This window comes from Flagellimonas abyssi (assembly GCF_019457905.1).
In the GTDB taxonomy this organism is placed as follows: domain Bacteria; phylum Bacteroidota; class Bacteroidia; order Flavobacteriales; family Flavobacteriaceae; genus Flagellimonas; species Flagellimonas abyssi.
Window position 1 is genome coordinate 1 of record NZ_JAHZSV010000013.1, and the last position, 25357, is coordinate 25357.

Here is a 25357-nt window from a genome sequence, read left to right on the forward strand (position 1 = left end):
AATCTGAATTTTAAACTGTCCTATTTTTAGGGAAGGCTACACAAAGAATTTGATAAATCAAGTGGACAACGATTATTATCTGTTCGAATTTACAAATGAAGAATTATATGAGATCCTAATAAAGGCTGATGAATGGAATGAGTTTGACTATACACTTGCTCAAAAAATTTTGACAGATAGGGGGAAATCGATAGATCAGGAACTTTTAAGTACATTTAAAAAAGAAAGGCTAAAGACTCTTTCGGAACCTGAGGGAAATCAAAAACCTTGGCTCTATGCCGGCTATATATTTGCATTGCTTGGAGGCATAATAGGAATTATCATAGGCTACTTTTTGTGGACATCAAAGAAAACACTTCCAGACGGTAATAAAGTATATTCGTATTCATCAGAGGACCGTGCCAGAGGTAAAACCCTCTTCTTTTTTGCCACAACATTAATGATAGCTTGGATAGTCGTCAGAATAGTATTTGTATTCTAACCTATTTCTTAAATCAGTGTTGAGAGCAACAAAAGTTCAAATAAATGATGACTTAGCCAATGGAGATATTTGAATTTGTATTGTATCAAATAGCCCTGGTATTTGTAATCAGATACTACTACAGAAAATACAAAGGAAAGAAGGGCTGGGCTTCTATATATTTGGCGGGAATGTTGGTTATAGGATTTGGACTGATCAACTTTTTCTTAATTCTATGTCTAATTGAAAAGCGTTCCATCACAATGGTTATTTGGAATCTGATCGTCTCTAAACTTTCATAAACTTAAAAACTCCAGATCTATCGGAATTTGACCAAACAGGTATTTATGGGAAATTCCTACATTTATAAAGTTCAAATAAACTATTATATTATTGGTTTGATTTTTAGCTTCTTTTGTAAGGCTAACATATCTTCAGATATTTTTTTGTCCAAAACACGAGCATAAATTTGAGTAGTAGCCAATTTGGTATGTCCCAACATTTTGGATACAGTTTCAATTGGTACACCATTTGATAAAGTTACCGTTGTGGCAAATGTATGTCGTGCCATATGAAAGGTTAAATTCTTTTTAATTCCAACTGCATCTGCAATCTCTTTTAAATATAGATTGGTTTTTTCGTTGGTGATTTTCGGTAAAAGTGTTGCCGAGTGCGTTGTGACAGGGTGATTTTTGTATTTGAACAGGATATTTTTAGCCGGACCTAATAGTGGGACTCTGACCGAAGTTTTCGTTTTCAATCTTTTTGTAACAATCCAATTATTCCCATCCTCGCCAATAATTAGATTGTTGTTCGTTAACTCCATAATGTCTGAGTAACTGATTCCAGTATAACAGCTGAAAACAAAAAGATCCCTAACTCGATCTAATCGATCAATTAAGAATTTATATGTTTCTAAATTGTTTAGTTCGTTTGCACTTAAGAATTCTCTTTGTTTTTGTTCAAATGTTGGTTTCCAACGCAAAAAAGGGTCTCTTTCAATCCATTCCAGTTGATAAGCAAGATTGATTATTTTTCTAAGCCTTTGGAGATGCTTCATGACGGTGTTGTGGCTCATTGCCTTTGGATGACCCTTTGGATAATAATTAACTAAAAACATTTCAAGATCTGAAATGAACTTGTAGTTAAGCTGACGTAGATAAACATCAGTTGTTTTGAGATTTTTTTTCAGAAATCTGTTAATGTAATTCTCGGTGATTCCAAAATTTCGAATGGTGCCTGGAGCCAGAGTGTTTTCAATTTTTCTATTATGGTACTCCAGTAATTCTAAAAGAGTTTTGGAGTTGATATTTTCACCGTGATAAAGTGATTTGACTAATTGTGGTGTTATCAATTCTCCCTTGTATTTTAAATCTTGGTAAATACCTAATAATCTAGCTTGAACAAGGTTTAAATATCGATTGATTTCTTTTGACTCTTTTGTTTTTCCTTTGACTTTTTTGTTTAGGTTGTCCCAAAGGTCAATATCAATTTTTCTCTTGACACCAATATTTGCTCTTTTCCCATTTACGGTGATTCTTACAAAGATTTCCGCTTTATTGTTAATAGCTCGTGATTTGTTGATCCAGAATAGGATAGAAAAGGTGTGTGATGTTTTCATAGTTGTCATCTTAGGGTTAAACGTTAAGATGAAAGTCAAATCAACTATATACCAGTATTTTAGAGCTCCATTCGGTCAACAGTGTTGACGATTTGATTTTGTTGACCGATTTGTCACCGAATGATATGAAATCAAAACAAATTAAATGATACCCTAAAAATGCTGAAAACCTTACAGTTATATAGTCTGTAAGGTTTTCCGTTTGTTTGGCATTGCTGCCCAGTGACCGCGGCAGGATTCAAACCTGCAACCTTCTGAGCCGTAATCAGATGCGCTATTCAGTTGCGCCACGCGGCCTTATTTAAGGGCTGCAAATATATTTCTTTTTAACTTTACCACAAAACCCTAGCATACAAAAAATGGATTTTGCACCCTACATTCGAGATATTGAGGATTTCCCCAAGCCAGGAGTCGTTTTTAAGGATATTACCCCACTATTGAAAAACCCATTCGCATTCCAAAAAGCAGGGGAGGCCTTATTGGGTTTTACAAGCAATATGAAAATTGATAAAGTGGTCGGAGTGGATAGTCGTGGATTTATCTTTGCGCCCATGCTGGCCGAAAAACTTGGGGCAGGATTTGTAACCGTTCGTAAGTCCGGAAAGCTTCCGTACAAAACCATTTCGGAACCTTACGATTTGGAATATGGCACAGGAACACTCGAAATACATTCGGATGCCATTGAGGCAGGGGAGAGGGTCTTGGTGCACGATGATGTACTTGCTACGGGAGGTACAGCAAGGGCGGTTTGTAAATTGGTGGAAAAACTGGGAGGCGAAGTGGTCCAGTGCAATTTTTTGATTGAACTAACATTTTTGAACGGAGCAGAAAAAATAAAAGAATACCAAAAAGAGGTATTGCTCCAATATTAATCCAACGCATTTTTGGTAACGTAGTAGCGCCAACCTATAATGGCCAATTGTAGTTTGGAAGCTTTGGCGAGGTCCAATCCCTTTTTAGTGTATGATGGAAGCAGGGCCTTATTGATTTTTGCCAATATCTTGTAAAACATAAGAATACGTTGCTTTTCACAAATATAGGTAAACCAGTTTACAAGAGGTTGTCATTAATAACAATGTAGCAACCCTTAACGGTCCTAAATAAATATAAGCGTTAAGAGTTGCACTAGAAGTGTGATGAAAAACTTTACAATTGCTATCATTTTTTGATTGATTTTAGGTTTGAAAAAACAGTTATTTTATTGTTGTTTCTTCGAATATATAATGATAGATATCATGATTCCAAGTGATTAGGCAATAAATAATGTAATTGAATACGAGATTGTATCCTTAAAAACGACTTGTTTCTTCAACTGAAATATCTGTCCTTGAAAAAAGTTTTAAATTGTAAGGTTAAAATGACTTTTATATTTGAAAATGTCATATTTGTAGGGGCTTTTTTGCCTTCTCTTTGAAAACCTAGAGGACTTTCGTTTATAAATGAGCCTATTTTAAGGTTTTCGTTTGTCATAATAAAAAAAGAACCGCCTTACTAAGACGGTTCTACGGACAATTCAAAATACGGTTCTAGTTTAATTATTTGCTTTTTTTCGTTGTTATTTCAATAACTCCATTTTTGGCTTTCTTGCCATATTTTTCAACCGCCTTATCGCCTTTTAATACATCCATACGCTCAATGTCTTTGGGGTCAATTTTTTTGATATCCTCTGATTTGGCCTTTTTGCCATCCACATAATATAGTGACTCCCCTTTACCGTCATTGTCTATAAAAAAATAGCTCGAGTCATCGTCCCCGCTTATCACTTCAATGTCCTTATCGTCATCAGAATCCCTGATGACCATAACATGGTTCCCTTTTCCTTTTTTCTCGATTTTTCGGATAGTAACATGTTTGTTTTCCAAGTCAGAATCCTCATCAATAACATGTAGAGATGAGTTACTGCCAATATGAAGTTCTTTAACCTCTTCATCACTCAGTTGTTTACCGTCCACGATCACTATTTTTTTATCATCCCTCTTCCTAATGATTATTTTGGTGCTGTCACCGGTGCTAATAGTGCCTGTTCCCTTAATTTTATGGATTCTTACGTTTTTCTTTCTTGCATTCCAAAAAGAAACTGCGTTGCTCTCATCATCAAACAATACCGTTATGGGGTCGATAGCGTCATCGGAATTGCTACTATAATTGCCGCTAAACGTTTTCCCCTTGGAGTTTTTACCGCTCATTTGTAGGGAAATATCAATAATTTCCTTGTTATCGTTTCTAACGGTCGTGTAGCTAAAGTCGATACCGTCTTTGGCCAGATCCTTTTTTATTTTGTCCAGTTCGGTATCAGTAGTGTTTTTGTCGATCGTCAACTCCACCGTTTTATCTTTTGGGGCTGTTTCGTTGCCGATAACACTATCTATGCTGTCCAGATCTTTATAGAGAAAATTTTCCTCAATATTAAAGCTGACCAACAGCAGCCCTAATAATGGTGCGACCATTAACGTTTTGAGCACATTGATTTTTTTGGATTGATTTTGATTTAACATGACTATTCGCTTTTTGATTAATGAATTATAAAATGAATTGGCTAAAGTGTATTCCTGAGTATCTACCGCTTGTTTTAGCATCAGATACTGGTAGGATTTTTTGTCGCCTGCGTTTGCAATGGCAAAGTGATCGGCCAAATATTCCAGGTTTTGTTTTACGGCACTTTTGTAAAACCACAATGCAGGGTTGAACCAGAAAAATATTTTTAAAACTTCCAATAATAATATGTCCAAGGTGTGAAGCTGCCGGGCATGTACTTTTTCATGTTCTAGAACCGAGTGCAGCTCGTTGGGTTCAAAAAGACTAGGATTGTAAAAAATGTAATTAAAAAAGGAGAAGGGGTAGATTCTCTTTTCCGTTTGCATGTGCAAAAACGGTCTTTCTCTTCTTCGATATGCATTTTGGGCCAGTTTTTTTAGTGAAGCCAGCTTCAAAATAAATCTTCTCGTTAAGAATATACAGACTCCTATGTATAAGGTAAGAAGAATGTTTTCTGGTGAGTGCCAAACACTTTCAGAAGCTGTTTGAGCCACTTGGGATAACTGCTCTCCGGTTTCAGTGAATATAGGTCGGTCAACCACAATGTTTCTCTTGATTTTTATCAGAGGAAACAAAAAGGTCAATGCCAAACCCGATAAAAGAAACAATCTATTCTCTTTGAAAAGGGTTTCATGTTTTAAGAAAATATGATACACCGCCAAAAAACCTCCAGAGATAACGATGGACTGTAAAAGATACATGAATATCGGTTCCATTACTTCTTCTTTTCTATTAAGTCAATGATTTCTTTGAGTTCCGAAATGGAAATTTTCTCCTCCTGCGCAAAGTGGGAGACCAAACTTTTAAAAGAGTCGTTGTAATAATCGGCAATGGCAGCGTTCACATACTTTTTTCTATACTCTTCCTTTGTTACTACGGGGAAATATCTATGAGTGTTACCGAACGCTTCGTAGTCAACAAACCCTTTTTCCTGTAAATTCCTAACAATAGTAGATAGCGTATTGTAATGCGGTTTTTCACCTTGAATCTCCTCTAGGATTTCCTTAACGAAAGCCTTCTTGAGCTCCCAGAGAATTTTCATGATTTCCTCTTCCTTATTGGTCAATTTTTGCATGATTCTGTACTTATATGGTTCAAACCTAATACTAATAATTTAGTTAAACAACTATTTTTATAGTTTATTAACTATTTTTATAGTTTTTATTTTTTAGATAACCTTCTTGGTTGCGGGTTTCTTCCCTTATCTTTGACCGAAAAATTACTTTTTGGGAAATTTACTTTTTATTGTTTTGGGGTTGGTACTGTTGATTGCAGGCGGAAACTGGTTGTTAAAATCGGCAGTGGCATTATCCCTTAGAATGAATATTCCCAAGATTGTCGTCGGCATGACGGTGGTTTCCTTTGCCACCTCAGCCCCTGAACTGATAGTTAGTATAAAAGCGGCCCTTGATGGTTTTCCCGACTTGGCACTAGGTAATGTGGTCGGTTCCAACATAGCTAATTTAGGACTGGTTTTGGCCATTACCGTTATAATGGGTAGTATAGATGTAAGAAAGAGCTTCTATACTACGGATTGGCCCGTTATGATGCTTGCTTCTTTGCTCTTTGGTGGTTTTATATATTTTGATGGAGAGCTTCAGCAATACGAAGGGATTATTTTAGTATCCTTTCTATTTGTGTTTTTGGTCTACCTTTTAAGATTTCAGAAAACAGCTGTTGTGGATGAAATGCCAGAGGATGATGTGCCTTTGCCTCTGTATAAGATCGTTCTCTTTTTGGGAATAGGGGGGACGGCGCTTTGGGGAGGTTCGGAATTGTTGATAGATGGCTCCGTAGGATTGGCATCCTCTTTTGGGGTAAGCGATCGTATAATTGGAATCACAATAGTCTCGGTAGGCACAAGCATTCCGGAATTGGCGGCATCGGTAATCGCGGTACTAAAAAAGGAAAAAGCAATATCTCTTGGGAACTTGATTGGTTCCAACATTTTTAATCTGTTGGCCGTACTGGGTATAACATCAATTATTACTCCAATTACAGTTATGGACCAAGGTTTATTGTCCAGTGATATTTTTTGGATGTTGGGAATATCCTTTCTTGTTCTTCCTTTGGTTTTCTTTCCCAAGGGATTGCGTTTGGGCTGGAGAGACGGATTGATTCTCTTGGCTTTTTACGTCACCTTTGTTTATTTTACCATAAAATAAAAACCGCCCCAAAAAGCGGGACGGTTTTCATCTATAATCAACAACTAATTTATATACGTGTTTATTATACTTTTGCGGATTTAACCGTTTTTACGATAACGGCCGCAACTTTGTAAGGATCGGCATTGGAAGCAGGTCTTCTATCTTCCAACCATCCTTTCCAGCCTCTTTCAACGGTCATAATAGGGATTCTGATGGAAGCACCCCTATCGGAAACTCCGTAGCTAAAATCGCTAATGGAAGCAGTTTCGTGCTTACCGGTCAATCGCTCATCATTGTACTCACCATAAACGGCAATGTGCTCTTTGGTCACCGGACGGAAAGCTTCACATACTTTTTCGTAAATTTCTTTAGACCCGCAAGTTCTTAAAAGCTCGTTGGAGAAGTTGGCGTGCATACCGGAACCGTTCCAGTCACCTTTGATAGGTTTTGGATGGTACTCAATATAGTAACCGTAGCTCTCGGTCAATCTTTGTAGCATATAGCGTGCAACCCAAATTTCATCACCGGCTTTCTTGGCACCTTTGGCGAACAATTGGAATTCCCACTGTCCAGCGGCAACTTCTTGGTTGATACCTTCGAACTGAAGACCAGCGTCCAAACAAAGGTCGGCGTGCTCCTCAACTAGGTCTCTGCCCCAAGTGTTTCTTCCACCAACGGAACAGTAGTATAGACCTTGTGGTCCTGGATAACCTCCAACAGGAAAGCCCAGTGGCAACTGAGTTGCAGTGTCCATAATAAAGTATTCCTGCTCAAATCCAAACCAGAAGTCGTCATCCTCATCATCGATAGTAGCTCTGGAGTTGCTCGCGTGTGGAGTTCCATCAGGGTTCAACACCTCGGTCATTACCAAATAACCATTTCTTCTTGCTGGATCAGGGTAAATCGCAACAGGCTTCAACAGGCAGTCAGAGGAACCACCTTCGGCTTGTTTGGTAGAAGAACCATCGAAGGACCACGTAGGGCAGTCTTCCAATTTACCGCTAAAATCTTCCTCAATTCTAGTCTTGCTTCTAATGTTGGCTGTTGGCTCATAACCATCCAACCATAGATACTCTAATTTAGATTTGCTCATAATTCTGGTAGTTAATCGTTCTCAATTTTATGATTAACAAAAATAGTTTTTTCATTTAATTATCAATGTTTTAAGGGGGTAAAATCACAAACTTCCCTTTATTATTTATATTACCCCTGTTTTTGAAAGGGATCAATGAAAAAAAAGTAATTTTTGAAGTTTAAATTATTAAATTCTTAATTGTAGATTTGAAAATTAAAAATTATTGAATATGCCGAAAACAAGATTTCAAGCTTTGGTCGAAAGCCGCAATAGGGAACATATCAATATTGATGAAACAGGCAAAAGATCGGACCTATTTGCGAAAAATGTTTTCAATGAAGATAAGATGCTTCAATTTCTTACCGGTGAAGCATTCGAAAAAGTAAAATCAGCTATTTTCCAAGGCACAAAAATAGATAGAAAGATTGCGGACCAAGTAGCCGAGGGCATGAAGGCCTGGGCACTTTCCATGGGAGCTACGCACTATACGCATTGGTTTCAGCCCTTGACAGGTGCAACGGCAGAGAAGCACGATGCATTTTTTGATATTCTGCCCAACGGCAAGGCAATGGAAAAGTTTGGGGGAGCACAATTGGTACAGCAAGAACCAGATGCTTCCAGTTTTCCGAGCGGTGGAATCCGAAATACTTTTGAAGCACGCGGATATACCGCATGGGATCCAACCTCACCGGCATTTGTCTATAAGACAACACTTTGTATCCCCACCATATTTGTGGCCTACACAGGCGAGGCTTTGGATAACAAAGCTCCTTTGCTTCGAGCTTTGCAAGCAGTTGACCAAGCTGCAACAGGAGTGGCGCAATATTTTGATAAAAATGTAAGAAAAGTCCACGCCACATTAGGGTGGGAGCAAGAATATTTTTTGATAGACAAGGCACTGGCCAATTCCCGATTGGACCTCTCCGTAACCGGCCGTACCCTGGTGGGAAGTTTTTCCGCTAAAGGTCAACAGCTTGATGACCATTATTTTGGTGTGATACCCGCCCGGGTACTGGGCTTTATGAGTGAACTGGAAAAAGAGTGTACCAAACTTGGCATTCCCGTGAAAACCCGTCATAATGAGGTGGCTCCAAACCAGTTTGAACTGGCCCCGGTTTTTGAAGAAGCCAATCTGTCCGTAGACCATAACCTATTGCTTATGGATGTGATGGAAGAGATTGCCGATAAATATAATTTTTCGGTGTTGTTCCACGAAAAGCCATTTGCGGGAATCAACGGTTCGGGTAAACACAATAATTGGTCGTTGGCCACCGATACAGGGGTCAACCTGTTGAGCCCGGGTACAACACCCATGAAAAACCTACAGTTTTTGACGTTTTTCGTGAATACCATCAAAGCCGTGGACACCTATGAAGAATTGTTGAGGGCATCCATTGCCTCCGCAAGTAACGATCATCGATTGGGGGCCAATGAAGCACCGCCACCGATCATTTCCATATTTATTGGTAAACAACTCAGCGATGTACTCGATGAATTGGAGGGTGTTTCCAAAGGAAAGCTATCGCCCCAGGAAAAGACAGAGCTTAAGCTTAACGTGGTGGGTAAGATTCCTGAAATTTTATTGGACAACACCGATAGAAACAGAACATCACCGTTCGCCTTTACGGGCAACAAGTTTGAAATGCGGGGTGTGGGCTCCAAGTTGAACTGCGCCAAGCCCATGACCATGCTCAATACGATCATGGCCAAACAGCTGACCGACTTTAAAAAGGAGGTTGATGTATTGATAGACAAGAAAAACCTGAAAAAGGACGAAGCCGTTTTCAATGTGCTTCGGGAGTATATCAAAACCTCCAAGCGTATTCGTTTTGAAGGTGATGGTTACGGAATAGAATGGCAGGAAGAGGCAAGAAGGCGAAAACTGAGCTTCAATAAAAATACACCAGAGGCCCTTCAGGTAATCACTGCAAAGGAGAGTATCGACCTCTTCAAGCAGATGGATGTGATGAACGAAGTGGAACTCAAGGCCCACAAAGAGGTGGAATTGGGAGCATACATCTTCCATATCCAAATAGAGGGCCGTGTATTGGGTGAAATGGTCTATAATCATATCATTCCTGCAGCAGTAAAATATCAAAATATGCTGCTGGAAAACATCAGTGGTCTCAAAGAAGTCTATGGGGCAGCTCATAAAAAAGTGGCCGAGGGACAATTGAACATTTTGGAGCAGATAGGGGAACATATTGTTGAAATAAAAAGATTGACCGATGAAATGGCCGATGCCCGTAAAAGGGCCAACGGAATGTCCGTAGTGGATAAAAAGGCCCAGGCATACTGTAACAATGTAAAGCCGTATTTTGAGAAGATACGGGAGCATTCCGATGCCTTGGAGAAATTGATAGCCGATGAATTCTGGCCATTTACCAAATACCGCGAAATGTTGTTTTCCAAATAGAACACTCAAGAAAAATTGAAAACACGGAAAGCATATCAATAGTTTGATGGCTTTCCGTTATTTTTGCCCAAACCTTTCATATGTCATCGGATACCAGTAAAAGATATGCTCAAAGAGGTGTTTCTGCCTCGAAGGAAGATGTGCACAACGCCATCAAGAATATTGATAAAGGACTGTTTCCTAAAGCGTTCTGTAAAATTGTACCCGATTATTTAACAGGTAGCGAAGACCATTGTTTGGTAATGCACGCCGATGGTGCGGGAACAAAATCCTCTTTGGCATACATGTATTGGAAAGAAACAGGAGATGTTTCGGTTTGGAAAGGGATTGCGCAAGATGCACTTATCATGAACGTGGATGATTTGATTTGCGTCGGAGCCACAGATAATATTATGCTTTCTTCTACCATAGGAAGGAACAAAAATTTGATTCCAGGGGAAGTAATTTCGGCCATTATCAATGGTACCGAAGAATTGATATCCGATTTGGACAAACATGGCATCACCATCCGTTCCACGGGAGGTGAAACTGCAGATGTTGGCGATTTGGTGCGTACTATAATAGTTGATTCCACCGTAACGGCCAGAATGGAACGAAAAAATATCATTGATAACGCCAATATCAAGGCTGGAGATGTAATTGTTGGGTTGGCCTCCTTCGGAAAGGCGAGCTACGAAACCGAATATAACGGCGGAATGGGCAGTAATGGATTGACTTCCGCGCGACATGACGTTTTTTCAAAATATCTAGCAGAAAAATACCCGGAAAGTTTTGATGCATCTGTTCCTGATGAATTGGTGTATTCGGGCAATACAAAACTAACCGATGAGGTGCCCGGTTCACCCCTTGATGCAGGGAAATTGGTTTTGTCGCCTACGCGAACATACGCACCCATCATCAAAAAAATATTGGAGCAATATTCTTCCGATGAAATCCATGGGATGGTGCATTGCAGTGGCGGAGCCCAGACCAAGATTCTTCATTTTGTGGACAATCTGCACATAGTCAAAAATAACCTGTTCCCGATTCCACCCCTGTTCAAATTGATTCAAGAACAATCTGGAACCGATTGGAAAGAGATGTACCAAGTTTTTAACTGTGGCCATCGAATGGAACTATATGTGGATGAGCGGGTTGCAAAAAAAATTATTGCTATTTCTCAAAGCTTTGATGTAGATGCACGGATTATTGGACGGGTAGAACCATCCGAAACCAAAAAATTGACCATCCAAAGCGAGTATGGCAAGTTTGAATACTAGCATACGATTTCTCTGGAAATAGCGTTTTAATATATAAACCTTAATGCTATGGAAAGAAAAGAGTTTCTCCGAAGTTTGGGAGCTGGCGCCGCATTTGCCCTTACATTTCCCTGTTTACAAGGGTGTTCCAAGGATGAAATTGATGGCAACTTGGTCGATGAGCCTACAGGAATCGACTTTACCATTGACCTTACTTCAGCCGAAGCTTCGAATCTTTCCGAAAACGGAGGTTTTATTTTAAAGAACTTAGTGGTCGTTGCCAGAAACCTACAAGGAGAATATGTGGCGGCGAGCCAAGTTTGCAGTCATCAATCTTATGATCAGGTGCGTTTTGTGGACCAGAGCGGCGGTATTTTTTATTGCGATGTGCATGGTTCAAGGTTTGGTCAGGATGGAACCCCGTTAAATCAGGTGGATGGAACCCCGGCCAGGGCACTAACAGTTTACAATACGGAACTCGATGGTTCCATTTTACGGGTTTATGAATAGTTTTTTGAATCCCAAATCGAATGAAAAAATTAATCTACATTCTACTATTCACTTGCTGTGGTATGCTTCAGGCACAACAGTGGCAAGAAAGTTTTGATGATGCACTTACCAAAGCGTCTTCGGAGGACAAACCGATTGTTCTGGTTTTCTCAGGGTCGGATTGGTGCGCTCCTTGCATCCGTTTAAAGAAACATATTTTTGATAGTGATGAGTTCAAGGCTTATGCTTTGGAGCATTATGTAATGTACGACGCAGATTTTCCCAGGAAAAAACAAAATCAACTTCCAGAGGCCAAAATGAACCAGAATAAGGCCTTGGCCGAAAAATACAATACCAAAGGATACTTTCCATTGGTGGTGGTTATGGACAAAGACCAACATGTATTGGGCACTACCGGCTTTGTGGCCCGGACCAGTCCTGAAAAATATATTAATACCCTCAATAAATTCTTAAAATGAAAATCCTCGTAGCCTTAGTGTGCAGTCTATCTTGCCTGCTGTCGTTCGGGCAGTTGGGGCAAACAGGTGTTACCGTAAAAAAGACCTTAAAATTAATGGGTACTCGGTTCGAGATAACCGTGGTGGCACCAAACGAGGAAATAGGTTACATCAATATAGATGAAGCTGTATCCGAAATTGAGCGGATAGAACGGATTATTTCATCGTGGGACGACAACTCCGAAACTTCCCTCGTCAACAAAAATGCAGGTATAAAACCCATTAAAGTAAGTCAAGAGCTTTTTGGATTGATTGAGCGAGCCATCAAAATATCTGAAATTACAGACGGTGCTTTTGATATCACTTATGCTTCCATGGACAATATCTGGAAGTTTGATGGTACCATGGATAAGATGCCAAGTGAGGCCGAAATCAAAAATTCTGTGTCAAAAGTGGGATTTAAAAAAATCAAATTAGATGCGGAAAACCTGACTGTGTATCTCCCTGAAAAAGGAATGAGAATCGGATTTGGGGCCATTGGTAAGGGGTATGCTGCTGATAAAGCGAAGGATTTACTTGTGTCCAAGGATGTGAAAGGAGGAATCATAAACGCTTCTGGCGACCTAACTACATGGGGAACCAAGGTAACCGGGGAAAAATGGTTGGTAGGAATTGCCAACCCATTGAGCAAGGGCAAAGTTTTCAGTTGGTTGCCTGTAGTGGAGTCCTCGGTCGCCACTTCGGGGAATTACGAAAAATACATCACGCTCAACGGTGAAAAATACTCCCATATTATCGACCCAAGAACGGGATATCCTACGCGGGGAATCAACAGTGTTTCCATTTTTGCCAAACAAGCCGAGCTGTGCGATGCTTTGGCAACGGCAGTTTTTACAATGGGGCGCGATGTTGGTTTGCATATGATCAATCAGATTGATGGGGTAGAGGCCGTTGTGGTAGATTCTGAGAACAAAGTTCATCGAAGTTCAGGGATTATGTTCGATACGAATTAGTACATTTATGGTATGGGAAAACTTATTGCTCTATTGTTCCTTTTAATCTTAGCGAGCTCTTGCGTTGTAGTGCGAGAGTATGATAAAGTCTATGTGAACGCTGAAGAGATGCAGTTGAGTGCCAGGCCTTGCGAACGGTTCGAGACCAATTTCCATATTTATAGGGAGGCGTCCTCCGGTGCCAATGGTGGCAAAACAGGGGGCGGATGCGGATGTAATTAGATGCTAGCTTAATCAACCTAAAACCTTATGACGCAGTTGTCCAGATCAGTAAAATCCGTTTTCGTAATCCTTTTCTTTTTGATAACATTCATCGGCTGGTCGCAACAAGCGGACACTTCGTACAAGAGAAGGGTTTTGGAGACAAGTGAAATCGACGTATTGTTCAGTTATTATAATCAGGATGGGCAAAATGCAGCAGTAACTGGTGGGGAAGGTACCGAAGAGTTAACTGATGCGACTTCGAGCATAGTTCTTAGAATGCCTATGAACGAAGACGATATTTTAACGGTGGATGTTGGTCTGTCCGCCTATACCTCTGCTTCTTCCAGTAACGTGAATCCTTTGGACGGTGGACTCAATGTTACTCCTTTTGACGCTTCTTCGGGAGAATCTCGAAAGGATATGCTGGTCTATATCAACCCCTCATACCAACATAGTTCCGATGACCGAAACACCATTTGGAGTGCCAACGCCTATTTTTCATCGGAATACGATTATTCTTCCATAGGGTTTGGTGGCAGCTTTACTAAATTGTTCAACGAAAAAAATACAGAAATTACCCTGAGCGGTCGCGTGTTTTTGGATAAATGGAATTCACAGTATCCCATAGAACTACGTGAAGGTTTTTTTGATAATCGTATCTCGGGGAACGGGAATTACAGCCCTATTTTTACGGAATTTGATGATGAGAACAGGAACTCCTATTCGCTTTCCCTGAGCTTTTCCCAGATTTTGAGCCAAAAATTGCAAGGAGCACTTTTTATGGATGTGGTATCCCAGCACGGATTGTTGAGCACGCCCTTCCAGCGGGTGTATTTTTCGGATTTTGAGGATTTTTATATTGATGAGTTTCAATTGGCGGACAATGTGGAGCAATTGCCAGATAGTCGTTTTAAACTACCTGTTGGTGGTCGTTTGAATTATTATTTGAACGATTTGGTGATCCTGCGATCTTACTATCGCTTTTATTGGGATGATTGGGGTGTAAATTCACACACAGCCAGTCTGGAAGCCCCGGTCAAACTTTCGGATAAGTTTACCGTATATCCCAGCTACCGCTACTACACCCAAACAGCGGCGGATTATTTTTATCCCAAAGAGCAAGCATTGTCTACCTACGACTTTTATACTTCGGACTATGATTTGTCCAATTATGATGCCCATCAATACGGGGTAGGAGTGCAATACAAGGATATTTTTACGAGTGCCCGGCTGCTCAATTTTGGTTTAAAGACCATCAACCTTCAATTTAGCCGATATAATCGTAGCGACGGCCTTGATGCTTTCATTGTTACCTTTGGAACTACTTTTGTTGGTAACTGACCTCATTTGGTTAGAAAATAATCCCATTAAAAAATCGTAAATTCGCATTCCTATTAGGAGGATTGATTTATGCTAGACAAACTCAACATTGTAAAACAGCGTTTTGATGAGGTTTCGGACCTGATCATACAGCCGGATATTATCGCGGACCAAAAAAGGTACGTAAAACTGAACAAGGAGTATAAGGACCTTAAATTGCTGAGCGACAAACGTGACGAATACATAACCCTTACCAATAACATAGAGGAGGCAGAGGAAATTATTTCGGACGGCAGTGATGCCGAAATGGTGGAAATGGCCAAAATGCAGATGGACGAGGCCAAAAGTGCCTTGCCCAAATTGGAAGAGGAAATCAAGTTTCTTCTGATTCCTAAAGATCCAGAAGATGCCAAAAACGTTGTAATGGAAATCCGTGCAGGTACCGGTGGAGATGAAGCCAGTATTTTTGCAGGCGACCTGTTCCGTATGTATACCAAATATTGCGAATCCAAAGGATGGAAGACCAACGTTATCGATTTGAGCGAGGGAACCAGCGGTGGATACAAGGAAATCCACTTTGAAGTAAATGGAGAAGATGTGTACGGAACCCTCAAGTTTGAAGCAGGGGTGCACCGTGTGCAACGTGTACCACAGACCGAGACCCAAGGTCGGGTACACACCAGTGCCGCAACCGTAATGGTAATTCCGGAGGCGGAGGAATTCGACGTTCAAATTGATCCCAAAGACGTTCGTATCGATTATTTCTGTTCTTCAGGACCCGGTGGTCAGTCGGTGAATACGACCTATTCTGCCGTACGGCTTACCCACGAACCTACGGGAATTGTGGCGCAATGTCAGGATGAAAAATCCCAGCACAAGAACAAGGATAAGGCATTCAAGGTGCTCCGTGCACGTTTGTATGATATGGAATTGGCCAAAAAACAGGCCGAAGATGCTGCCAAACGTAACTCTCAGGTTAGTAGCGGGGACCGTTCGGCCAAAATTCGTACCTATAACTATCCGCAAGGAAGAGTTACCGATCACCGAATAGGTCTTACCCTTTACGATTTACAGAACATTATAAACGGAGATGTCCAAAAGATTATCGATGAGTTGATGTTGGTGGAAAACACGGAAAAACTCAAAGAAGCTTCAGAAATATTTTAATGTTTAGCATACATTTTTTAGTACTTTCGAGAACGCACCTCAATGAAGATAGAAGATTTAATCGCCCAGATACGTCAAAAAAAATCATTCCTCTGTGTTGGTCTCGACACTGATTTGGATAAAATTCCTGATTACCTTCTAAAAGAAGAGGATCCCATTTTCGCTTTCAACAAAGCTATTATAGATGCTACACATTCCTATTGCGTGGCCTATAAACCCAATATTGCCTTTTATGAAGCCTATGGAATTGATGGGTGGAAGTCCTTGGAGCGAACCATGGAATATCTAAATACCGAGCATCCTGAGATTTTTACCATTGCGGATGCCAAACGTGGAGATATCGGAAATACATCTACCCGCTATGCCAAGGCCTTTTTTGAGACCATGGATTTTGATTCCATTACCATTGCGCCGTATATGGGCAAGGATTCCGTTGAACCTTTTTTGGAATTTAAGGATAAGCATACCATCCTATTGGCATTGACTTCCAATCAGGGCGCGTATGATTTTCAGACCAAAAATGTTGATGGGCAGGAATTGTACAAAGAAGTGTTGTCCGTTTCCAAAACCTACAAAGGTTCAGAACGATTGATGTATGTGGTCGGGGCCACCAAGGCTTCTTACTTGGAAGATATTCGAAAAATTGTACCTGAGAGCTTTTTATTGGTTCCAGGAGTAGGGGCACAAGGAGGTAGTTTGCAAGAAGTATGCAAGTATGGAATCACCAAAAATGTAGGTTTGTTGGTGAATTCTTCCAGAGGAATTATTTATGCATCAACGGGCAATGACTTTGCCGAAGCCGCTGCAAAAAAGGCACACGAAATCCAGCAAGAAATGCAAATTGAACTGAACAAAATCAAATAGAACATAGCAATGCCGATTATAGGCTTTCTAAAATCTTTTTGATGTTCTGTGCCTTTCTTTTGAAAAACTCATCCAACTGATTCTCCTTTGCAGCTACACTGGCTGCTTTTTCCATAAAATTTTGGTGCATTATCTCCAAAATGGTAGCTGCTTGGCTTAAACCTGTAATCGGTGTTACGGCCCCTACTTTACAATTTTGATTATTCATAGCTCTCAAGATTTGTTAATAACAAAGATACGTTCAAAAGATGCTGGTGGACTACGTTGGTTGCAGGTATACGTCTATAAATCAGGTAATTTATCTAAAATTTAACGTATACAGCCAATTTCGGAGTCTTCGCTAACACTAGTTTTGGACAATATTAACGTATCCTTTTTACGGGCGTAATTTGGTTCAAATTGTCGGAACAATATGCTTTAATCCGTTCTACTGTTAACTCAAAAGAGAGGAGTGTTGTTTTTTGAGCTCAAACTGAAATGTTCCTGGTTCAAATGTAGGATTCAACGTTTTTGGGATACCGATAAAGAAAAAAACCGGTGAGGAACACCGGTTTTTAAACTAACTAACTCAAAAAAATGCTAACTCAGATAACTTGTACAAAATTCAAGTTTAACCTTGAGGCCAAGGTTAATTTAACTTTAGGATTTTGTTATAATTATACTTAATTATTGAGTTTATAACGTCTTCTTTTTTGAGTTATTGCGTTTTTATCAAAAAATTATGATTAATCCTGAAGAGCAAAGACCTTTTTTAACAAATCTGTTGTTCTTGACGAAACTTTTGTCCTAATTTCCTTTTCCTCTACCGCAATCATGGCGTACACTCCTTCCAAGGCTTCATTGGTGGTATAATCGGTTAAATCAGGGTTTACATCATTGGTCAACGGCAAGCTATTGTACTTGGTGATAATATTGCTCCAGATTTGGTCCGCGCCTACTTTTTGGAACGAATTTTTTATCACCGGATTGAATTTGTTGTACAGTTGTGTCTTGGTCGCTTGCTGTAAATATTGAGTCGCTGCGTTATCGTTCCCCAAAAGTATTTGTCTGGCATCGTTAAAAGTGATGCCCTTTACTGCCTGTACAAAAATTGGTGTGGCTTCTCCAACGGCATCTTCCGCGGCACGGTTGATAATTCTTAATCCTTCGTCGGCCAAACTGGACAGACCGATATCACGCAAAGTTTTGTCCACTTTTTGAAGTTCTTCCGGCAGCAGGATTTTTACTAGTTCGTTCTTATAGAACCCGTTCTCGCTCGTAAGTTTGTTAACTTGTTTTTCAATTCCCATATTTAGGGCCTCGCGGAGTCCTTGGGCTATTTGATCATTTCCGATTCCAGTACCTTGGGGCAATTGGTTGACCACTTGTTGCAGTTCAGCACAGCCCACCAGTTGGAATACCAATACGCATAGCAATAATCTTTTCATGGTTAAATTTTTAAGTTGATATGAAAATAGCTCGAATCAACTTAAAACTGATTGATTTTATCAATTTTTAGCTGAAATCACCTCGATCCGAAAATTATTTCGTTCTTTTATTTGATGGATTAAGCGGATAATGTGATTGGTTTTTCGTTGACGACGATTTCTAGGGGTTCGCCTCCGTCAATCTCCAAATCAGCACCATTTTGGCTCACCGTCACTTTTATAACTCTTTCCCTAAAATTGATTTTGAAGGAATACATTTCCCATTGTTCAGGGATTTTAGGGGTAAAAGAAAGTTTTCCGTCCTTAACCCTCATACCGCCAAAGCCTTCAACAATGCTCATCCAAGTTCCTGCCATGGAGGTAATGTGCAATCCTTCTTCCACTTCCTTATTGTAATCGTCCAAATCCAATCGAGAAGTACGCAGGTAGAATGTGTAAGCTTGTTCCATTCTGCCTAATTTGGCTGCCTGCACCGAGTGAACGCAAGGCGAAAGCGAAGATTCATGAACGGTAAACGGCTCATAAAAATCAAAGTGTTTTTCCAGTTCCTGCTCGGTAAAGTGATTCTCAAAAAAATAGAATCCCTGTAGCGTATCTGCTTGTTTGATGTAGGGTGAGCGTAAAATTCTGTCCCAGCTCCAATGTTGGTTAATGGGGCGTTCTTTTTTGTCCAAGTCGGCCACACGGACCAAATCCTTGTCCAAGAACCCATCTTGTTGCAAATAGACACCATGCTCTTCGGAATACGGGAAATACATGTGGGCAGCCACTTTTTTCCAAAGTCCTGTCTCGTCGTTGGTCAACTTGGTTTTTTCCATCACCCTTTTGTAATCCGCAGGATGGTTTTGTTGCACCTGTTCCAACTGTTCCAAAGCATACTCCAGACACCACTTGGCCAAATAGTTAGTGTACCAGTTGTTGTGTACGTTGTTTTCATATTCGTTTGGCCCGGTCACACCCAGCATCACATATTTGTTTCGGTGTTCGGACCAATTGACCCGCTGTTGCCAAAAACGGGCTATACCGATTAGGACTTCAAGCCCCATTTCTGGAATGTAGCTGTAATCTTCAGTGTATCTGGTATAGTTAAAAATGGCGTAGGCAATTGCCCCATTTCTATGGATTTCCTCAAAAGTGATTTCCCACTCATTATGGCATTCCTCTCCGTTCATGGTGACCATCGGATAAAGTGCGGCACCGTTCTTAAAACCTAGTTTTTCGGCATTTTCAATGGCTTTTTCCAGATGGTTGTACCTGTACTTGAGCAATTTCCGAGCTACTTCTTGGTTTTTGGTCGCCATATAAAATGGTAAACAGTACGCTTCGGTATCCCAATAGGTACTACCTCCGTATTTTTCGCCCGTAAATCCTTTCGGGCCAATGTTCAATCGGGAATCAGTACCTGTATATGTTTGGTTCAGTTGAAAAATATTGAATCGGATGCCTTGTTGAGCTTTTATGTCACCTTCAATCGTAATGTCGCTCATGTCCCAGATGGACGCCCAAGCTTTTTTCTGTTCTTCCAAAAGCCCTTCAAAACCAAGTGATGATGCTTGGTCTAAAACAGTATTTGCTGCTTCGGTCAATTTTTCGGGCGGGTGGTTGCGGTCCACGGTATATCCACCAAATTTGGTCAAACTTACTTTTTCGCCCTTTTTTACATTTTGAGAGAATTCGAAACCAATAGATAATTCTTCTTTCTTTTCTGCATCTGGCGTTACTTTTAGGTTGTCGCCATACGACAAATGGGCCTGCATAAATGTGCACACCTTAAAATTTGTCTTCATGGTGTGGGATGCAATAAAAGCCCTGTTTTTTTCTGATGTTATCTTTGTAGTATTCCAAAACTTATCGTCCCAGTTGCTATCCTCATTGGTAATACCTGCATCGATATAGGGTTTAAAAACAATTGAGGCATCGGAATTGAGCGGAGTAATCTCAAACTTGATGGCTCCCACTTCGTCATGCGATAAACTCAAGAAACGAGTCGCAACCACCTCTATTTCAATGTTTTTGGATGTGTTGGCCACAAAACTTCTTTGGTACCAACCCTCTCTCATGTTCAGCTCGCGTTTAAAATTTTTAATGTTGGAGCAGGTGGCCAAATCCAAAGCGGAGCCATCAATCTCTACATCAATACCAATCCAATTGGGAGCATTCAATACCTTGGCAAAATATTCAGGATAGCCGTTTTTCCACCATCCTACCCGGGTTTTATCAGGATAATAAACCCCTCCGATATAGCTGCCTTGAAAGGTGGGGCCAGAATAGGCTTCTTCAAAATTGGCACGTTGCCCCATGGCCCCATTGCCTATACTGAAAAGACTTTCGGAAGATTTTACCCGACCTTTATCGAAACCTTCCTCAATAATACTCCATGGGTTCGGTTGTATATAATCTTGATGCATTTTAGGCTATTGATTGAATTGTTTGTTTATTGCTCGTTGATTATAAGATACATAATCTTTGATTATGAAAAAATCACGGTCTTGTTATTGTAGACCATCGTTTTTCGCGCTACATGAAGTTGAACCGCCCGCGAAAGTACAATACGCTCCAAATCCCTTCCCTTGGCTATAAAATCCTTAACCGAATGGGTATGCGAAACGGTAGTGACATCTTGCTCTATAATTGGTCCGGCATCCAAGTCCTCTGTTACGTAGTGGCTCGTGGCACCAATAATTTTTACACCTCTTTCAAAAGCAGCATGGTAGGGTTTGGCCCCGGCAAAGGCAGGTAAGAACGAATGGTGGATATTGATGATTTTCTGCGGGAATACATCTATCACCTTTGGAGATACAATCTGCATATACCTGGCCAAAACAATAAAATCCACCCCATATTGCTCCAAAAGTCCCAACTGTTTGTCCTCGGCCTCCTCCTTGGTCGCTTTGGTTACGGGAATATGAAAATAGGGGATGTTGAACTGCTCCGCAACATATTCCAAATCCGTGTGATTGCTCAATATAAATGGTATGTCCACCGATAATTCCCCAGAATTGTACCTACTTAGCAAATCGTAGAGGCAATGATTGTATTTGGAAACAAAAATGGCCATTTTGGGCTTGTAATCGTCGGTGTATGCATCCCATTCCATGTTGAACTCACTGGCCAACTCTTTTTCAAAATCCGTTTTGAAGGAGGATAGGTCAATCTCCTGTTCAAACTCGCTTTTAAGGCGCATAAAAAACACACCGGCCTGTTTGTCCACGTGTTGATCCAGATATACCACGTTTCCCTTTTGCTGGTGCACAAAGGTGGTAACGGAACGAATGATTCCGGATTGGTCCGGGCAGTTGATAAGAATGGTCAGTTTCATGGGACACATTTGAGCGGATAAAATTATGGTATTCAAAAAAGCAAGCCCAAAGATTTAATATTTTTTATACAATCTTAATCAAAATCAATTTTCAATTGCATTTTCTGTAAATTGCAGTGCAAAATCAGACCTTTTATTGCAGATGGAACAAATAAAAACCTACAAACCCAAAAATAAAATCAGAATTGTTACCGCGGCCTCGCTTTTTGATGGTCATGATGCGGCTATCAATATTATGAGAAGAATTATTCAGGCCACAGGAGTTGAGGTGATTCATTTGGGGCACGATAGGAGTGTTGCCGAAGTGGTGGATTGTGCCATTCAAGAGGATGCCAATGCCATTGCTTTGACATCTTACCAAGGCGGGCATAACGAATACTTTCGTTATATGTTCGATTTGTTGAAGGAACGAGGAGCGGGTCACATCAAAATATTTGGCGGTGGTGGCGGTGTAATTCTTCCAGAAGAAATCAAAGAGCTGATGGATTACGGTATCGAACGTATTTATTCCCCCGACGATGGCCGGGAAATGGGTCTACAAGGTATGATCAACGATTTAGTGGAGAGATGCGACACTGTCGTTCCAGATCTGAATCTTTCCAAAGGAAAAAGCTTGGAGAACGAGCTGGAAGAGAAGCATCCGAACACTTTGGCCCGTTTAATTTCATTGGCAGAGAATCGTCACGAGGAATTTGAGAAGTATCAAACCATTATTGAAGAATCAAAAAATAGCGTTCCCGTTTTGGGAATCACAGGAACAGGTGGGGCAGGTAAGTCCAGTTTGGTAGATGAGTTGGTGCGTCGATTTTTAATGGATTTTCCGGATAAACACATCGGAATTGTATCCGTAGATCCTTCCAAACGAAAAACAGGAGGTGCTCTTTTGGGCGATAGAATCCGAATGAACGCCATCAATAGCGAAAGGGTGTACATGCGTTCCTTGGCCACACGGCAGTCCAATTTGGCACTGTCCAAACATGTTTCGGAAGCTGTACAAGTACTGAAAGCGGCAAAATACGACCTGATTATTCTGGAAACCTCAGGGATAGGTCAGTCCGATACCGAAATATTGGAGCACAGTGATGTATCGCTCTACGTGATGACTCCCGAATTTGGTGCGGCCACGCAGTTGGAAAAAATCGATATGTTGGATTTTGCGGATATCGTAGCCATCAATAAATTTGATAAACGAGGTGCTTTGGATGCCCTTCGCGATGTGAAAAAGCAATATGCCCGCAACCACGGATTATGGCATACCAACGAAGATGAACTTCCCATTTTCGGTACCATTGCTTCGCAGTTCAATGACCCTGGGATGAACAGTCTCTATAAAAAGGTGATGGATACCTTGATGGAGAAAGCAGGTTCGACTCTGAATTCCACTATTGAGATTACCCAGGAAATGGCGGAGAAAATTTATGTGATTCCGCCAGCAAGAACCCGATATCTTTCAGAAATAGCCGAAAACAATAGAAGTTATGATGCCAAGGCAAAGGAAGAATCCAAAATAGCCCAAAAGCTTTACGGTATCTTTTTAACATTGGCTTCAACGTTGGAAATGGACCAAGAACAGGCCGAAAAGTCATTTTTGGATAAATCCGGCTTGAATGAAGATGAAATCGGGAAGCACATCAAAAATGAAGAATCCAAAGCATTGGTCAACCTCCTCATCAAAGAGTTTGACCGCGTAAAAATGCACTTGAATCCCCATAATTGGGAAGCCATCTTAAAATGGCGGGAAAAAGTGGCCCGTTACAAATCGGAAATCTATTCCTTTAAAGTAAGGGACAAGGAAGTCAATATAAAAACGCATACCGAATCCTTGTCGCACAGTCAGATTCCAAAAGTGTCCTTGCCCAAATACCAAGCTTGGGGCGATATTTTGCAGTGGATTTTGCAAGAAAATGTACCAGGAGAGTTTCCCTACACGGCGGGACTTTACCCGTTCAAAAGAGAAGGGGAGGACCCCACGCGAATGTTCGCGGGCGAGGGTGGACCGGAGCGCACCAATCGCCGATTCCATTATGTGAGTATGGATATGCCGGCCAAACGCTTGTCCACCGCTTTTGATTCTGTGACCTTGTACGGAAACGACCCGGACCACCGACCTGATATCTATGGGAAAATAGGAAATGCAGGTGTGTCCATCTGCTGTTTGGACGATGCCAAAAAATTGTATTCTGGTTTTGACCTGAGCAGCCCAATGACCTCGGTAAGTATGACCATTAATGGTCCTGCACCAATGCTCTTAGCCTTTTTTATGAACGCTGCCATTGACCAAAACTGTGAGAAATATATCAAAGAAAATGGTCTGCAAAAAGAGGTCGATGAAAAAATCAAAACCATTTTTAAAGAAAAAGGAGTGGCGCAGCCCACCTATTACGGCGAACTTCCCGAAGGGAACAACGGTCTTGGTCTAATGCTTTTGGGTGTAACCGGGGACCAAGTGCTTCCCGAAAATGTTTACCAAGAAATAAAAGCTAAGACCTTGAACCAAGTTCGTGGTACGGTACAGGCCGATATTTTAAAAGAGGACCAAGCACAGAACACCTGTATCTTCTCGACGGAGTTTGCATTGCGATTGATGGGCGATGTGCAGGAGTATTTTATTGAGCAACAGGTGCGCAATTTTTACTCCGTATCCATATCGGGCTACCACATTGCCGAGGCGGGCGCCAATCCCATAACACAGTTGGCGTTTACACTTTCCAATGGTTTTACCTACGTAGAATATTACTTGAGCCGAGGAATGGACATCAATAAGTTTGGGCCGAATCTTTCGTTTTTCTTTTCCAACGGAGTGGACCCGGAATATGCGGTCATAGGGCGCGTAGCTAGACGCATTTGGTCCAAGGCCCTCAAAGAAAAGTATGGTGCCAATCCAAGGGCGCAAATGCTCAAATATCACATCCAAACCTCGGGAAGAAGCCTGCACGCACAGGAAATTGATTTCAACGATATCCGTACCACGCTTCAGGCCTTGTATGCAATTTATGATAACTGTAACTCGCTGCATACCAATGCGTATGATGAGGCCATTACCACACCAACCGAGGAATCTGTCCGTAGGGCCATGGCCATACAGTTGATCATCAACAAAGAATTAGGCTTGACCAAAAATGAAAACCCGATACAGGGGGCGTTCATTATTGAAGAGTTAACCGATTTGGTCGAGGAAGCTGTTTTAATGGAGTTTGATAGAATTACCGAACGTGGGGGTGTGCTGGGAGCTATGGAAACCATGTACCAACGCTCCAAGATTCAAGAAGAAAGTCTCCATTATGAAACCCTAAAACACTCGGGTGAATATCCGATTATTGGGGTAAACACATTTTTGAGCTCCAAAGGTTCACCGACCATTCTCCCTGCTGAGGTCATCCGCGCTACGGAAAAGGAAAAGGAAAATCAGATAAAGACCTTGCAAAACCTTCACAAAAGGGAAGAGGACGAAGCTTCCAAACAGTTGAATGAATTGCAGGAGGTTGCCATCAACAATGAGAATATCTTTGAAAAATTGATGGAGGCAGCCAAATATTGCTCATTGGGGCAAATTACCGAAGCGTTGTTTGAAGTAGGGGGGCAGTACCGAAGAAATATGTAGGAA

General features: G+C 40.9%; 22 protein-coding genes and 1 tRNA gene. 13 read left to right on the forward strand and 10 right to left on the reverse strand.

What is annotated here, in order from left to right; translation table 11 throughout:
* Positions 1-61: 61 nt before the first annotated feature.
* The gene (locus K1F36_RS10355) at positions 62-481 is read left to right on the forward strand and encodes a hypothetical protein (protein WP_220113751.1); all 420 of its coding nucleotides are present in this window, start codon (positions 62-64) and stop codon (positions 479-481) included.
* A 364-nt stretch (positions 482-845) separates the two neighbouring features.
* Here K1F36_RS10355 and K1F36_RS10360 read toward each other — a convergent pair whose 3' ends face one another.
* Positions 846-2081 (reverse strand): site-specific integrase, encoded by a 1236-nt coding sequence (locus K1F36_RS10360; protein WP_220113752.1) that lies wholly within the window; start codon positions 2079-2081, stop codon positions 846-848.
* 223 nt (positions 2082-2304) lie between these two features.
* Positions 2305-2378 (reverse strand) — tRNA-Arg (locus K1F36_RS10365).
* A gap of 62 nt (positions 2379-2440) precedes the next feature.
* Here K1F36_RS10365 and K1F36_RS10370 point away from each other — a divergent pair.
* Positions 2441-2953, forward strand: a complete 513-nt coding sequence (locus tag K1F36_RS10370) for an adenine phosphoribosyltransferase (RefSeq protein WP_176620609.1) — start codon at positions 2441-2443, stop codon at positions 2951-2953.
* On the opposite strand, the gene K1F36_RS10375 is transcribed toward K1F36_RS10370, so the two are convergent.
* The 3 genes from K1F36_RS10375 to K1F36_RS10385 all read right to left on the reverse strand — a co-directional run bounded on the left by K1F36_RS10375 (position 2950) and on the right by K1F36_RS10385 (position 5691).
* Positions 2950-3093, reverse strand: coding sequence for an SsrA-binding protein (locus K1F36_RS10375; protein WP_220113753.1), 144 nt, complete (start codon positions 3091-3093; stop codon positions 2950-2952). The two genes, K1F36_RS10370 and K1F36_RS10375, sit on opposite strands and share 4 nt — an antisense overlap.
* 523 nt (positions 3094-3616) lie before the next feature.
* Positions 3617-5332, reverse strand: coding sequence for a M56 family metallopeptidase (locus K1F36_RS10380; protein ID WP_220113754.1), 1716 nt, complete (start codon positions 5330-5332; stop codon positions 3617-3619).
* Complete coding sequence (locus K1F36_RS10385) at positions 5332-5691, reverse strand: BlaI/MecI/CopY family transcriptional regulator (protein ID WP_108246475.1); 360 nt, start codon at positions 5689-5691, stop codon at positions 5332-5334. Before K1F36_RS10385 ends, K1F36_RS10380 begins: the two co-directional genes overlap by 1 nt.
* Positions 5692-5842: 151 nt before the next feature.
* On the opposite strand from K1F36_RS10385, the gene K1F36_RS10390 reads away from it, so the two are divergent.
* The gene (locus K1F36_RS10390; protein ID WP_220113755.1) at positions 5843-6781 is read left to right on the forward strand and encodes a calcium/sodium antiporter; all 939 of its coding nucleotides are present in this window, start codon (positions 5843-5845) and stop codon (positions 6779-6781) included.
* Between the two features lie 64 nt (positions 6782-6845).
* Here the strand turns inward: K1F36_RS10390 and K1F36_RS10395 are convergent, their stop codons facing one another.
* Positions 6846-7856, reverse strand: a complete 1011-nt coding sequence (locus tag K1F36_RS10395; RefSeq protein ID WP_220113756.1) for a glutamine synthetase beta-grasp domain-containing protein — start codon at positions 7854-7856, stop codon at positions 6846-6848.
* A 211-nt stretch (positions 7857-8067) separates the two neighbouring features.
* On the opposite strand from K1F36_RS10395, the gene K1F36_RS10400 reads away from it, so the two are divergent.
* The 9 genes from K1F36_RS10400 (at position 8068) to pyrF (ending at position 17007) form a co-directional block, all read left to right on the forward strand.
* Positions 8068-10254 (forward strand): glutamine synthetase III family protein, encoded by a 2187-nt coding sequence (locus tag K1F36_RS10400; RefSeq protein WP_220113757.1) that lies wholly within the window; start codon positions 8068-8070, stop codon positions 10252-10254.
* 80 nt (positions 10255-10334) lie between these two features.
* On the forward strand, positions 10335-11513 hold the full coding sequence (locus K1F36_RS10405) for an AIR synthase related protein (RefSeq protein WP_220113758.1): 1179 nt from the start codon (positions 10335-10337) through the stop codon (positions 11511-11513).
* 48 nt (positions 11514-11561) lie between these two features.
* Entirely contained in the window at positions 11562-12002 is a 441-nt protein-coding gene (locus K1F36_RS10410; protein WP_220113759.1) for a QcrA and Rieske domain-containing protein, read from the forward strand.
* Between the two features lie 20 nt (positions 12003-12022).
* A complete protein-coding gene (locus tag K1F36_RS10415; protein WP_220113760.1) occupies positions 12023-12460 on the forward strand; it encodes a thioredoxin family protein in 438 nt (145 codons plus the stop codon).
* The gene (locus tag K1F36_RS10420; RefSeq protein ID WP_220113761.1) at positions 12457-13452 is read left to right on the forward strand and encodes an FAD:protein FMN transferase; all 996 of its coding nucleotides are present in this window, start codon (positions 12457-12459) and stop codon (positions 13450-13452) included. Before K1F36_RS10415 ends, K1F36_RS10420 begins: the two co-directional genes overlap by 4 nt.
* Positions 13453-13464: 12 nt before the next feature.
* Positions 13465-13674 (forward strand): DUF4266 domain-containing protein, encoded by a 210-nt coding sequence (locus K1F36_RS10425; protein ID WP_207032553.1) that lies wholly within the window; start codon positions 13465-13467, stop codon positions 13672-13674.
* A gap of 27 nt (positions 13675-13701) precedes the next feature.
* Complete coding sequence (locus K1F36_RS10430) at positions 13702-14997, forward strand: DUF3570 domain-containing protein (protein ID WP_220113762.1); 1296 nt, start codon at positions 13702-13704, stop codon at positions 14995-14997.
* A 69-nt stretch (positions 14998-15066) separates the two neighbouring features.
* Positions 15067-16143 (forward strand): peptide chain release factor 1, encoded by a 1077-nt coding sequence (gene prfA / locus K1F36_RS10435; RefSeq protein WP_220113763.1) that lies wholly within the window; start codon positions 15067-15069, stop codon positions 16141-16143.
* A 42-nt stretch (positions 16144-16185) separates the two neighbouring features.
* Complete coding sequence (gene pyrF, locus K1F36_RS10440) at positions 16186-17007, forward strand: orotidine-5'-phosphate decarboxylase (protein ID WP_220113764.1); 822 nt, start codon at positions 16186-16188, stop codon at positions 17005-17007.
* A 16-nt stretch (positions 17008-17023) separates the two neighbouring features.
* Here the strand turns inward: pyrF and K1F36_RS10445 are convergent, their stop codons facing one another.
* From K1F36_RS10445 to purU, 4 genes are all read right to left on the reverse strand, one after another.
* Positions 17024-17215: a hypothetical protein gene (locus tag K1F36_RS10445; RefSeq protein ID WP_220113765.1), complete on the reverse strand. Its 192-nt coding sequence runs from the start codon at positions 17213-17215 to the stop codon at positions 17024-17026.
* 517 nt (positions 17216-17732) lie between these two features.
* Positions 17733-18434: a DUF4197 domain-containing protein gene (locus K1F36_RS10450; RefSeq protein ID WP_220113766.1), complete on the reverse strand. Its 702-nt coding sequence runs from the start codon at positions 18432-18434 to the stop codon at positions 17733-17735.
* 119 nt (positions 18435-18553) lie between these two features.
* A complete protein-coding gene (locus K1F36_RS10455) occupies positions 18554-20842 on the reverse strand; it encodes a glycoside hydrolase family 65 protein (protein WP_220113767.1) in 2289 nt (762 codons plus the stop codon).
* A gap of 62 nt (positions 20843-20904) precedes the next feature.
* Complete coding sequence (gene purU / locus K1F36_RS10460) at positions 20905-21753, reverse strand: formyltetrahydrofolate deformylase (RefSeq protein ID WP_220113768.1); 849 nt, start codon at positions 21751-21753, stop codon at positions 20905-20907.
* Positions 21754-21895: 142 nt separating this feature from the next.
* Between purU and K1F36_RS10465 the strand changes: the two genes are divergently transcribed.
* Positions 21896-25354 carry a methylmalonyl-CoA mutase family protein gene (locus K1F36_RS10465; RefSeq protein ID WP_220113769.1) on the forward strand — a complete coding sequence of 1153 codons (3459 nt, stop codon included), beginning with the start codon at positions 21896-21898 and terminating at the stop codon, positions 25352-25354.
* Positions 25355-25357: the final 3 nt, after the last annotated feature.